We start from the raw sequence: 11,904 nt of genomic DNA, 5'->3' as shown, positions 1-11,904 counted from the left end.
GCGTTGGCCGCGGCCGTATTCGCCCAACCCGGGTCGGGGGTCCGATTCGACTGGGGTCTGGCGGGTGCGGCCGAACTCGGCCGGGTCTGCGCGGCACTGGTGGTGGTGGACGTGCTGTCGTTCACCACCACCGTCGAGGTGGCGGTGGGGCGGGGGATGCGGGTGCATCCGTTCCCCTGGGGCGAGCAGGCCGCCACCTACGCACGCCGGGTCGGCGCGGTCGCCGCGACCGGCCGCCGGCAGGTCACCCACGAACACCCGTGGTCGCTGTCACCGGCTGCGCTGAGTCGGGCTCCGGTGGTGCCCGACCTGGTGCTGCCGTCGCCCAACGGTTCGGCCATCAGCGCCGCCGCCAGCGCCACCGGGCTACCGGTGGTCGCGGCCAACCTGCGCAACGCGCGCACCGTCGGGCGTTGGCTGAGCAGCCAGGGGTACGGCTCGACGACCGCCCCGATCGGCGTGGTGGCCGCCGGTGAACGATGGCCGGACGGATCGTTGCGCCCCTCGGTGGAGGACCAGTTGGGTGCGGCCAGCGTGCTGGACGCCCTCTCCGGTGCGCCGGGCGGGCTCTCGGTGGAGGCGGCAATGGCACTGGCCGCGTTGGCCAGCACCCCGGACGTACCGGCGGCGATCCGCGGCTGTGTCTCCGGTCGAGAGTTGATCGAAGGTGGCTTCGCCGAGGATGTCGAGATCGCGGTACGCGTCGACACCTCCGACGTCATTCCACTGCTCCGCCAAGGCGTCTTCTCCGCCGCCTGACCGCTGGCGGTGCACGGCGTCGGGCCGGACCGCCGATCCACACCCGCCGGCCGAGCCCAGAACCGCGAGGCTGCTCGGGCCTTGCCGGCCGCCGCATGGACCGAGAGCCCTCGGCTCGACCGGGGACCGCGATCGGATCTAGTCGTCCAGCCAGTCCAGGCGGCGACCGCCACGGTCCTGGGGCGCGCCCTCGGGTCGGCCGCGGCCGGCCTGCGCCGGGTCGCCGTAGCCGCCGCCCTGGCCGTAACCGCCCTGGTCGTAGCCGTTGTCGTAACCGCCGCGCTGCCGTGGGGGTTCCTGACCGTACCCGCCACCGGCCGGGCCACCACCGTAGCCACCCTGGTCGTAACCGCCGCGTGGCGGCGCGTCCTGGCCGTATCCGCCGCCGGCCGGGCCGCCGTAGCCGCCCTGGTCGTAACCGCTGTCGTAGCTGGTGTTGTCGTAGCCACCGCGCTGGTGCCCGGCGTCCTGGCCGTAGCCCCCGGCCGGCTGGTCGTACCCGCCACCGGGCGCCGCGCCGTAGCCGCCGCCCGACTGTCCCGGAGGGTAGCCACGGTTCGGGTCGCCCTGACCGTATCCGCCGCCCGGCTCACCTTCGCCGTAGCCGCGGGTCGCGTCGCTCTGGCCGTAGCCACCGGGCTCGCCCGGGCCGTAACCGCGCGTCGGGTCGCTCTGGCCGTAGCCACCGGCAGGGTCGTTGCGACCGTAGTCGCCACCGGCCTCGCCTCGCCCGTAACCGCCGGCCTCACTCTGCCCGTAACCGCCCGGCTCGGACTGGCCGTAGCCCGGGCCGGCCTCCGGCTGGTACATCCCGGTGGCGTACGGGTCGGCGGGGGCCGGATAGGCCGTTTCCTCGCCCTGGTAGCGGCCGGTCGGCTCGTCGTACCGCTCGCCGTAGCCGCCACCTGCCGGCGGGTAGTCCGGGCCGGCGTTGCCGGCACCGTAGTCACGGCTGCCGTAGCCACTGCCGGAGGACGGACTGTTGCCGTAACCGCTGCCGGAGGACGGGGCGTTGCCGTAGCCCCCGCCCGATGAGGGGGCGTTGCCGTAGCCCGGAGCGCCGTAGCCGGCCGGCTCGTCGCCGTAACCGCCACCACCGGACCAGCCACCGGGACCGCTCGCGGCACCGTAGGGCTGCGGCGGTGCGCCGTAGGGGTCCGGCGGAACGTCGTCGACGACCGGCTGGTGCATCATCGTCGGCGCATTCGCCAACCCGGCGCCGCCGACCATGGTCGGGTCCGGTGCGGCACCGACCCGGTTCACCACCCGGGTCTGGTCGTCCGCACCGGCGAACGAGCCGCGGGCCGCCGGGACCGCGCCGGCCGGAGCGCCGGCGGGAACATCGCCGTCGGGCTCGACGTCCTCGTTCTCCTTGCGCTTCATCCAGAGCAGCACGATCGTGCCGACACCGACGGCCACGAAGAGACCGCCCAGCAGGATGAGCAGCCAGTTGCCGAATCCACCGGAATCCTCGTTGGAGGCCGGCGCCTGGGCGGCAGCGCTCTCGGCAGCGGTTTCCTCCTCCTCGCCGAGCTCCTCCTCGAACGGGTCCTCGGTCGGCACCGCCGACTCGCTTGCCGACGGGCTGGCGCTCGGGCTCTCCGACGCCGCGATCGGGAGGGTGATCCGCCGTCCGGTGATGCTCTGCCCGGCGTTGGCGGTGAAGCTCGCCACGGCGTTCTTGTTCTCGGCGCTCGCGCCGATGTCGATCCGCCCGGGCGCGATCGGGTTGTCGCTGCTGCCGGTGAACCGGAAGTTACCGTCGCCGTTGGTGGTGGTGTCCCGCTGCTTGCCGGCACTGTCCTTCAGCAGGACGTACGCGCCTGCCACCGCGTCGCCGCCCTGGTCGACGACCTTGCCGGAGATCGACCGCACCGTCTGCGGCGCCTGCGTCGTCGGCGGCGGCGCTGCAACCATCGTGACGTTGGTCGAGGCTTCTTGTTCTCCTCGGACCAACCCCTGGGCGTCAACAGCCTTGACGGTGATGGTGGCCGTACCGTTGGAGGCGTCGTTGGCAAGGCGGAAAGTCGCCTGGAACTGGCCGTTCGAGTCGACCCGTCGCCGCTCGCAGCCGTCGACGCAGGCCAGCTTCCCGTTATTCGAGCTGACGGTGACGTCTGCAGGCCCCGCGTCTTCCTCGAAACTCAGTGAGTAGCTAACCGTGGTGGTCTTGCCAGCCTCGACTCTGCTAGGGGAAGCCGACACGTTGTTCACGTTGGGGGCGGCGAAGGCGGGTGTGGCTGGGACGGCGAGCAGGGCACCGATCATCAGCGCCACGACCACACCGGCCCGCTTGTGCCAGGCTCGTCGGTGTGTTGACACGTCCACCGCCTTCCGGACTGACCTCCCCTGACCGGCGGGTGCCGGGCGGGGGAACATCACGGTACGAATACGCCGTCGGCAACTATGCCTTGTCGGGCCGGATCGGCGCGACCCAGGGCCAGCGTGACGGCCGGCGCGATCACGCCGTATCGTCCCGTCGTGTCCTCTCCGTACATTAAGTCCGCCTCGATAGCGGCGGCGTTGTCGGCGCTCGATGAGGGGCGTACACCCGAACGGCCGGTGCTCCGCGAGGCGGTCAGGGCCCTGTTGACCCTCCTCGCGGACCGCGCCCCCGGCCGATCGGTGGAGGTGCGAGTCCCACCTTACGGTGCAGTTCAGTGCGTTCCGGGGCCGCGACACACCCGCGGTACTCCCCCGAACACGGTGGAGATGGATCCGGAAACCTGGCTCGGGTTGGCCACGGGGCGACTCGATTGGACGCAGGCGGTTACGGAGGGTCGCGTCAAGGCGAGCGGGGCTCGCGCTGACCTGTCTGCGTATCTGCCGCTCGAACTGGGGTGACGGCTGGGCCGGATGACGCATAGCGGTGACAGTGTGACTGTATGTGGCGACATGGATTCGCGTACACTGTCAGGCGACGACAGTGTGGTCCCGGCCGAGAGGTGCGGAGCAACCCCCGTGGTTCCGCCAGGCCAGTCCAGACCAGCAAGAGGGAGCGGCAGGTGCCCCGAGGCGACGGCCGGCTGAGCCACGACCTTGATCCCCAGCGACCCGGCCCCCAGGACGCGTGCGGTGTCTTCGGCGTCTGGGCCCCGGGGGAGGAGGTTGCCAACCTGACCTACTTCGGGCTGTACGCGTTGCAGCACCGAGGTCAGGAGGCGGCCGGCATAGCGGTCAGCGACGGCTCCGGCGTGGTGGTCTACAAGGATCTCGGCCTGGTGGCCCAGGTCTTCGACGAGCCGACGCTGGCCAGCCTGCGCGGTCATGTCGCGATCGGGCACGCGCGTTACTCCACGACCGGCGCGTCGACGTGGGAGAACGCCCAACCGACCATCCGGGCGACCAGTTCGGGCACCACCATCGCGCTGGCGCACAACGGAAACCTGGTCAACACGGCCGAGTTGCAGCGTGAGGTGGCCGAGCGTGGCCTCGGCGCCGACGGTTCGACGAACGACACCTCGTTGGTCACCATGCTGCTGGCCAGCCGGCCGGATCTGTCTGTCGAGGCCGCCGCGCTGGAGGTCCTGCCGCAGCTGCGAGGCGCGTTCAGCTTCGTCTTCATGGACGAAACGACTCTCTACGCCGCGCGCGACCCGCACGGTGTGCGTCCGCTGGTGCTGGGCAGGCTGGAGCGCGGCTGGGTGGTGGCCAGTGAGACCGCCGCGCTGGACATCGTCGGTGCCAGCGTGGTCCGCGAGGTCGAGCCGGGCGAGCTGATCGCGATCGACGCGGAGGGGCTGCGGTCCACCAGGTTCGCCGCCCCCGAGCCCAAGGGCTGCCTCTTCGAGTACGTCTACATTGCCCGGCCGGACGCCACCATCGCCGGCCGCAACGTGCATGCCGCCCGGGTCCAGATCGGGCGACAACTGGCCAAGGAGCACCCGGTCGACGCTGACCTGGTGATCCCGGTGCCCGAGTCGGGCACGCCGGCAGCGATCGGCTACGCCGAGCAGTCCGGCATCACCTACGGTGCCGGACTGGTGAAGAACCCGTACGTCGGGCGTACCTTCATCCAGCCGTCGCAGACGCTGCGTCAGCTCGGCATCCGGCTCAAGCTCAACCCGCTGCGGGAGAACGTGCGGGGCAAGCGCCTGGTCGTGGTCGACGACTCCATCGTCCGCGGCAACACCCAGCGCGCGATCGTGCGGATGCTGCGCGAGGCCGGTGCGGTGGAGGTGCACGTACGCATCTCCTCGCCGCCGGTCTCCTGGCCGTGTTTCTACGGCATCGACTTCGCCACCCGCGCCGAACTGCTCGCCAACGGCCTCGACAACGACGGCATCCGGCGCTCGATCGGCGCGGACACGCTGGGTTACGTCTCGTTGTCCGGCCTGATCGCCGCGACCGAGCAGCCGAAGACCCGACTCTGCCGGGCCTGCTTCGACGGGGAGTACCCGATCGAACTGCCCGTCGGCAACCTGATCGGCAAGCACGTGCTCGAAGGGATCGGCCGTCGGGTCGCCAACCACACGGCCGACGAGATCGGATCCGCCGAGCAACTCGTCCCGCCACTCGACAACAGCTTCGGCGACCTCAAACCGTCGGCGACCACAAACCGCCCGTAGCACCGCCCGGCTGCCGTGCCGGTCACCGTCGACGCGACAGCCGAGAACCACAAAGGGGAGAACCGTGACGCACGTGTCCGAGCGCAGCGGCGCAGGAAGCAGCCCGAGCGGCGCTGGCGGGGACCGTCAGCCCTGGACGGCCGGTTCCGGCCGCCCGGCGCGCAAACGCGCGGTCTCGTACGCGGACGCCGGCGTGTCCATCGAGGCGGGTGACCGTGCCGTGGAACTGCTCAAGTCGAAGGTGAAGCAGACCCGCCGGCCGGAGGTGATGGGTGACCTCGGCGGCTTCGCCGGCCTGTTCCGGCTGGACACCACGAAGTACAAGCACCCGATCCTGGCCTCCTCCACCGACGGCGTCGGCACCAAGCTGGTGATCGCCCAGCAGATGAACATCCACGACACGGTCGGCATCGACCTGGTCGCGATGGTCGTCGACGACCTGGTCGCCTGCGGCGCGGAGCCGCTGTTCCTGCTGGACTACATCGCCACCGGCGAGGTGGTACCGGACAAGGTCGCCGAGATCGGCGCCGGCATCGCCGACGGCTGCCGGTACGCGGGTTGCGCGCTGCTGGGTGGCGAGACCGCCGAGCACCCGGGCGTGCTGCGCCCCGACGAGTACGACATCTCCGCCACCGGCGTCGGGGTGGTGGAGGAGAGCGAGATCCTCAGCTCCGAGCGGGTCGAGGTGGGCGACGTGGTGATCGCGATGCGCTCGTCCGGCCTGCACTCGAACGGATACTCCCTGGTCCGGCACGTGCTGCTGGGCGCCGGTCGGATGCGCCTCGACGTGGTGATCGACGACTTCGGTCGCCAGCGCACCCTCGGCGAGGAACTGCTCACTCCCACCAAGATCTACGCACAGGACTGCCTCAAGCTGATCGCGGAGGCCGAGGTTCGGGCCCTGGCCCATGTCACCGGCGGCGGGATCCCCGGCAACCTGGTGCGGATCCTGCCGGAGCACGTGGACGCCGTGGTGAACCGCTCGACCTGGAAGCCGCAGCCGGTCTTCGACCTGGTCCAGTCCAAGGGTCGGATCGAGGATCCGGAGATGGAGGCGACCTTCAACATGGGCGTCGGCATGTTCGCCATCGTGTCGGCGGAGGACGCCGACCGGGCGCTGGCCACGCTCACCGGTCGGGGCGTCGACGCCTGGCAGGTCGGCGAGATCATCGAGGGCACCGGTGAGGTGCGGATGGTCGGCCAGCACACCCGAGGATGATCACTTTGCGCTGATCGTCCGACCACCTGATCAGGGCTTCACCCGAGTGGCCGTCGCGGCCTAGCCTGAAGGGCACCCTCGAGAGCTGTGGGGGCGTGCCCCTGCCGGGTCGCGCCCGGCAGCCCAAGACCGCTACGGAGGAGGGCGATGGCTGGGCGGGGACGGTCATTGGGCGGGATGCGGGGCCTGGCCACCGTCCCGTCGTACGTCGTGATGCAGCCCACCACCCTCTGCAATCTCGACTGCGCGTACTGCTACCTGCCGTTTCGGGCGGCGGACCGGCAGATGCCGGTCGCGGTGGCCGAGGCGGTGGCCGCCTCGGTGAACCGGTGGGCGGCCACCGACCGGTTCTCCGTGGTCTGGCACGGTGGGGAGCCGCTGGCCACCGGTCGGGAGCGGCTGGCGGCGCTGATGGCGCCCTTCGGGCCCGAGGTGGAGCACCACGTCCAGACCAACGCCACCCTGATCGACGATGCCTGGTGCGAGTTCTTCGCCCGGCACCGGATGCGGGTGAGCGTGAGTGTGGACGGGCCGCGGGAACGCAACGGTGAGCGGGTAACCCGGGCCGGTCGACCGGCGTACGACCGGATCGTCCGCGGGGTGGCCGCGCTGCGTCGGCACGGGCTGCCGTTCTCGGCGCTCGCGGTGGTCAACGATCCGTCGCCCGGCCGGGCCAGCGAGCTGTACGACTACTTCCTCGACCTCGGTTGCGAGGTGCTCGGCGTCAACATCGAGGAGACCGAGGGAGTCAACACCCGGGACAACGCCCACGCCGCCCCGGCCGTGACCGGGTTCTGGGCCGAGCTGGTCGCGGCCTGGCGGCGGGATCCCCGGATCCACCTGCGGGAGGTGGAGTGGTCGTTGCGGTACGCCGCAGCGGTGCTGGACGGTACGGCGGACGATTTGCTGCCCAGCCGGCTCGACCCGATACCGACAGTGGCGTACGACGGCTCGGTCGTGGTGCTCTCACCCGAGCTGGCCGGTTTCCACGATCCCCGCTACGGCGACTTCTCCAGCGGAAGCGTGCTCACCACCCCGTTGCACACCATCCTGGCCGACGCGGGGGCGACCCCCTGGGTCGGCGAATTCATCGACGGTGTGGAGGCGTGTCGCGCCTCCTGCCCGTATTTCGGTTTCTGTGGCGGAGGCCACGCGGCCAACCGCTACTTCGAGCTGGGGCGTTTTGACGGTACGGAGACCGAGCACTGCCGCAACAGCAAGATCCGCCTACTGGAGGGAGTGTTGGAGCATGCCCGAAACCACCAGTCACCGGGAGCCTGAGACCGTGACGGGAGCCGAGCCCGACCGGGTCGCCGACCGGGTGCGGGAGGCCGCTGTCGGACTCAACGCCCTGCTCCACGAGGCCGAGGTCGCGCGTCAATTACGGGCGGAGGTGGCGGGTGGCGACGGGGCCAGCGCGGTCTGCGCCTGGAACCACTTCGAGAACATCCCGACGTTCTACAACTGGAACAACCGTCCCCGCTGACCTGTCGGTGCCGAGGGCCCGCCACGCTGCCGGAGCATCGTCCGGCCATGGTGGGCCCTCGACTCGTCGGGTGCTGCACGCCGCTGCGTAGCGGGCACATGCGTGAGCACGCGGGCAGTCACCGCGTGCTCAGATGTGACCGGGGGTCAGCGGGTCGGACGGACCCAGTTGTCCGGGTCGTCGTCGGAGTGGTCCTCGTCATCGTCGACGTACTCTTTGTAGTCGTCGTCGAAGTTGCGGTCCGACTTGCCGCTGCCGCCGAGTTCTCGCTGCAAGGCGGCGAGGTCGGTGTTCGGGGAGTGGTACTTCAGCTCCCGGGCCACCTTTGTCTGCTTGGCCTTAGCACGGCCGCGCCCCATGGCTCGACCCCCTCGCACAGAATGCGGGGCAGCCCGAAGGCGGGCCCCGATGACGTCAGGCATCTCTCGTGGCTCTTACGGTACATGGGGATGCCACCGTTCGGCACCTCGGGTTACCTACGACCACGACCGCGCGTTGCGGTTGTCAGGACGTCACCCATTGTACCCGGTAAGGAGCGGTGCCGAGATCGGTCGTGACACGGGGCAAATCTCCGCGAACGGGTCGCAAATTCAGCTTAGGGCGACCGGCAACAGGGCGGTGGCCGGTCGTCTCGCGTCCACCGCCCTGTCGGCAGTTCGGATTGAGGCGTCGGGGGCGGACACCGGTCCGCCTCCGATGGTGCGTCGTCAGCGGAGGTGGATCGTGCGCAGCCGGCCGATCTCGGCCATCCGCCGCTCGGCCAGCCGGTCCGCCGCCACGGCCGGCGGTACGCCGTCGGTGTCGGCGAGACGGAGGATCTCCCGCGTGGTGTCGTAGATCCGGGTGGCGCGCAACTTGGCCCGCTCGAAGTCGAAGCCCTCGATCTCGTCCGCGACCTGGATCACACCACCGGCGTTCACCACGTAGTCGGGCGCGTAGAGGATGCCCCGGTCGGCGAGCAGCTTCTCCACCCCGGAGTGGGCGAGCTGGTTGTTTGCCGCCCCGGCGACGACCTTGGCTCGCAGCGCCGCCACCGTGTCGTCGTCGAGGGCGCCGCCGAGGGCGCACGGGGCGTACACGTCGATGTCGGCGGCGACCAGCGCGGAGACGTCGTTGACGAGGTGGACCTGTGGGTGCGTGGTGCGCGCCCAGTCCAGCGCCCGCGCGCTGACGTCGGTGGCGACCACCTCGGCCCCGTCTTCCAGGAGGTGACCGACGAGGTACTTGCCGACCTTGCCCAGCCCGGCGACACCGACCCGCCGACCGTTGAGCGTCGGTACGCCCCAGACGTGCTCGGCCGCCGCCCGCATGCCCTGGAACACGCCCCAGGCGGTGAGGATCGAGGAGTCGCCCGCCCCGCCGTGCTCGACGCTCCGGCCGGTGACGTACCGGGTCTCCCGGGCGATCACGTCCATGTCCGGCACGTAGGTGCCGACGTCGCAGGCGGTGTAGTACCGGCCGCTCAGGGACTCCACGAAGCGGCCGTAGGCGCGCAGCAGCGCCTCGCTCTTGATCTGCTCGGGGTCACCCCAGATGACCGCCTTGCCGCCGCCCAGGTCCAAGCCCGCGAGAGCGTTCTTGTACGCCATGCCGCGGGAGAGGTCGAGCACGTCGGCGAGGGCGGCCTCCTCGCTGTCGTACGGGTAGAACCGGGTGCCACCGAGCGCGGGACCCAGCGCGGTGGAGTAGATGCCGATGATCGCCTTCAGGCCGGTCTGCTTGTCCTGGCAGAACACGACCTGCTCGTGACCCGTGGATTCCGGATCGTCCGTGGTGGCGAATACGCCCATGACTGGCTCCTGTGTCGGCGGGCGCCCTTGTGGGGCGCGGACCTGGTCAACGTCGGCGGGGATGCTGCCGGTGTTGCGAGCCTAGTATCGGCGCGCGTCGCGCCGCTCTCCCCAGTGGCCGCCGTCCCGCCCTGCGGGCGGTCCGTCCCGGCTCCACCGCCGTGGCGGGTACGGGGTGGCGCCGGACTTTGCCCGGGTTGCTCCTGCGCCGCGCCGGCTCGGCCGATGACGCCGAGCAACGCTCGGCTTGCCGTTCGTGGGAGGATCGCGCCGTGCCGTCGCTCTTCGCTTCATACCTGCGCGTGTACGAGCCGCTGACCGCCTTCGACCGGGATCGCCAGTCCTACTGGCGGCGCTACGTCGAGCAGGGGCGGGCCGTGGCGCCGGTCGAAGGGCCCGGCCGGCAGCGCACCTCGGTGATCGAGGCGCTCGGTGCCGGTTGGACGCGGCTGCCGGATCTGCCGGACGAGGCGTACGTGCTGGAGACCGACGAGACGCTGCTGGTGTGCCCGTGGAACCTGCGTATCCGGGTGGCTGAGGCGGCGTTGAGCGCACGGGACGGCGTACCGCCGGTGCTGGCCGACGCCTTCGTGCCGCCGGTGCTGGCCGGGCAGGCCAAGGCCGTGGTGGAGGACTGGCGCAGCGGTGCCCGGGTGCTGGAACACGGCGTCCCCCGCGTGCACGAGCAGATCGCGACCTGGGGCGTGCCGCTGCGCTGGTTCGTGCTCTTCGATGCGCAGGAGCGCAACCACGTCACCGTGCCGGACCGGCGCTCGCTGCGCTTCCGGACCGAGATCTCCAAGGCCCGCCGCCGCTCGTCCCGGGCGCTCGCGGTGCTCCGCAAGTCGGTCGGCGACGCGCCGATCACCGAGGCGGTGGAGGAGGCGGCCCGCTGGCTGGAGGAGTTCCACCCACGTTCGGTGGTTGAACTCGACTACGGCGGGCTCGTGGATCTGCTCTCCGACGAGACGTTGGCCGAGGACGACTCGCCGGAACTGGTCGCGGCCGGGCTGGCCGGGCTGTCCCGGGGCGAGGCGGAGGAGGCCTCGGCGGCGTACGACAAGTTGGTCGCCCGCTGGCGCGCGGTGCAACTTCTGGAGCGTTGCAATTAGGTCACCAATGTCCCTTTTCTGGGCGGCAATGCGAGGCTCCTTCGTAGTTGACGCATCACGAACCGTGATCATGAGTCCGATTAAGTTACTTTCTGGCGTGTAAAAGTCGTATAAATCGGGCATGGTTCATCCGTCCGTCTAGGGACGTTCGGCCGTTCGGCCCATGTCGGACATCGGGGACTAGCCGGACCATGGGAGACGCGTCGGCCGGCGGGACCCCGGCCGATGTCTATACATGTGGAGGAGTGACCGATGGCATCGCGAACGCACGAACCAGAGCCGCTACTCACACCGGCCGAGGTGGCGTCGATGTTCCGTGTCGACCCGAAGACGGTGACCCGTTGGGCGAAGGCTGGCAAGCTGAGCGCCATCCGGACCCTCGGCGGTCACCGCCGATACCGCGAGTCTGAGGTCAGGGCATTGCTGCAGGGTCAGATTCCGCAGCAGCGTCAGGGGGACTGACCGCACGGTTGATAACAGAGCTTCACGAAGGGCGGCGGACTCGTTCCGCCGCCCTTCGCCATGGTCGGGCCGGCGAAGTCCCGCAACGCCGGGCGAGACCGTCAGCCGGTCAGCTCGACGCGGATGCCCACCGTGCCACCCTCCCCCCGACGCAGCCGGCTGCCGAGCAGGGTCAGCCGGCCGATCACCCGGTACTTCTGCTTGATGAGGCCGCGGATGCGGTTGGTCGCGCCGGGGTCGTAGAGGCTCGCCCGGGCGGGTACCGCCTCGCCGTGCGGCCGGCCGCGTACGTCGCAGGGGGCCACCGTGACGTCCCCACTGCGGCGGATCCGTTTCACCTTGCCGGCGTCGGCCGCCGACCACACCGCCAGGGCGTCGCCGTCGCGCACCGCCCAGACCGGGGTCGGCACCGCACGACCGTCCTTGCGGAAGGTCGTCAGGAGGATGTACTTCTCGGCAGAGAGGCGGTCCAACGTGGTCACGCCGCCAGGATACGGGCGCTGCGGCC

At 70.6% G+C, this 11,904-nt stretch carries 12 protein-coding genes; 8 read left to right on the top strand and 4 right to left on the bottom strand.

The genetic code is table 11. The annotated features are described in order from the left end of the window. Positions 1-3 precede the first annotated feature (3 nt). Positions 4-759, top strand: coding sequence for a 2-phosphosulfolactate phosphatase (locus tag O7624_RS14830; RefSeq protein WP_282240428.1), 756 nt, complete (start codon positions 4-6; stop codon positions 757-759). Positions 760-897: 138 nt separating this feature from the next. Here O7624_RS14830 and O7624_RS14825 read toward each other — a convergent pair whose 3' ends face one another. Then, a complete protein-coding gene (locus O7624_RS14825; RefSeq protein ID WP_282240427.1) occupies positions 898-3,138 on the bottom strand; it encodes a carboxypeptidase-like regulatory domain-containing protein in 2,241 nt (746 codons plus the stop codon). A gap of 102 nt (positions 3,139-3,240) precedes the next feature. On the opposite strand from O7624_RS14825, the gene O7624_RS14820 reads away from it, so the two are divergent. From O7624_RS14820 to amcA, 5 genes are all read left to right on the top strand, one after another. After that, complete coding sequence (locus tag O7624_RS14820; protein ID WP_282240426.1) at positions 3,241-3,603, top strand: sterol carrier family protein; 363 nt, start codon at positions 3,241-3,243, stop codon at positions 3,601-3,603. Positions 3,604-3,764: 161 nt separating this feature from the next. Further along, the gene (purF, locus tag O7624_RS14815) at positions 3,765-5,327 is read left to right on the top strand and encodes an amidophosphoribosyltransferase (protein ID WP_282240425.1); all 1,563 of its coding nucleotides are present in this window, start codon (positions 3,765-3,767) and stop codon (positions 5,325-5,327) included. 64 nt (positions 5,328-5,391) lie between these two features. Continuing rightward, complete coding sequence (gene purM / locus O7624_RS14810) at positions 5,392-6,546, top strand: phosphoribosylformylglycinamidine cyclo-ligase (protein WP_093403824.1); 1,155 nt, start codon at positions 5,392-5,394, stop codon at positions 6,544-6,546. 177 nt (positions 6,547-6,723) lie between these two features. Further along, entirely contained in the window at positions 6,724-7,827 is a 1,104-nt protein-coding gene (gene amcB / locus O7624_RS14805) for a cyclophane-forming radical SAM peptide maturase AmcB (protein WP_348774989.1), read from the top strand. Further along, the gene (gene amcA, locus O7624_RS14800; RefSeq protein WP_093403827.1) at positions 7,796-8,032 is read left to right on the top strand and encodes a multiple cyclophane-containing RiPP AmcA; all 237 of its coding nucleotides are present in this window, start codon (positions 7,796-7,798) and stop codon (positions 8,030-8,032) included. The genes amcB and amcA overlap by 32 nt, the downstream gene beginning before the upstream one ends. A gap of 146 nt (positions 8,033-8,178) precedes the next feature. Here the strand turns inward: amcA and O7624_RS14795 are convergent, their stop codons facing one another. Both O7624_RS14795 and O7624_RS14790 read right to left on the bottom strand, forming a co-directional pair. Continuing rightward, positions 8,179-8,391, bottom strand: a complete 213-nt coding sequence (locus tag O7624_RS14795; protein WP_093403828.1) for a DUF3073 domain-containing protein — start codon at positions 8,389-8,391, stop codon at positions 8,179-8,181. A gap of 348 nt (positions 8,392-8,739) precedes the next feature. Beyond that, positions 8,740-9,822: a Glu/Leu/Phe/Val dehydrogenase dimerization domain-containing protein gene (locus O7624_RS14790; protein ID WP_093403830.1), complete on the bottom strand. Its 1,083-nt coding sequence runs from the start codon at positions 9,820-9,822 to the stop codon at positions 8,740-8,742. Positions 9,823-10,094: 272 nt separating this feature from the next. On the opposite strand from O7624_RS14790, the gene O7624_RS14785 reads away from it, so the two are divergent. Beyond that, the gene (locus O7624_RS14785; RefSeq protein WP_093404172.1) at positions 10,095-10,934 is read left to right on the top strand and encodes a hypothetical protein; all 840 of its coding nucleotides are present in this window, start codon (positions 10,095-10,097) and stop codon (positions 10,932-10,934) included. 252 nt (positions 10,935-11,186) lie between these two features. Next, a complete protein-coding gene (locus O7624_RS14780; protein ID WP_007073996.1) occupies positions 11,187-11,396 on the top strand; it encodes a BldC family transcriptional regulator in 210 nt (69 codons plus the stop codon). A 101-nt stretch (positions 11,397-11,497) separates the two neighbouring features. On the opposite strand, the gene O7624_RS14775 is transcribed toward O7624_RS14780, so the two are convergent. Continuing rightward, positions 11,498-11,878 carry a PPOX class F420-dependent oxidoreductase gene (locus tag O7624_RS14775; protein ID WP_093403831.1) on the bottom strand — a complete coding sequence of 127 codons (381 nt, stop codon included), beginning with the start codon at positions 11,876-11,878 and terminating at the stop codon, positions 11,498-11,500. Between the last annotated feature and the right edge of the window lie 26 nt (positions 11,879-11,904).

Source organism: Verrucosispora sp. WMMD1129 (assembly GCF_029581255.1).
Taxonomy (GTDB): domain Bacteria; phylum Actinomycetota; class Actinomycetes; order Mycobacteriales; family Micromonosporaceae; genus Micromonospora; species Micromonospora sediminimaris.
The sequence above is the reverse complement of the archived record's forward strand: the minus strand, read 5'-3'. Positions and strand labels throughout refer to the sequence as shown.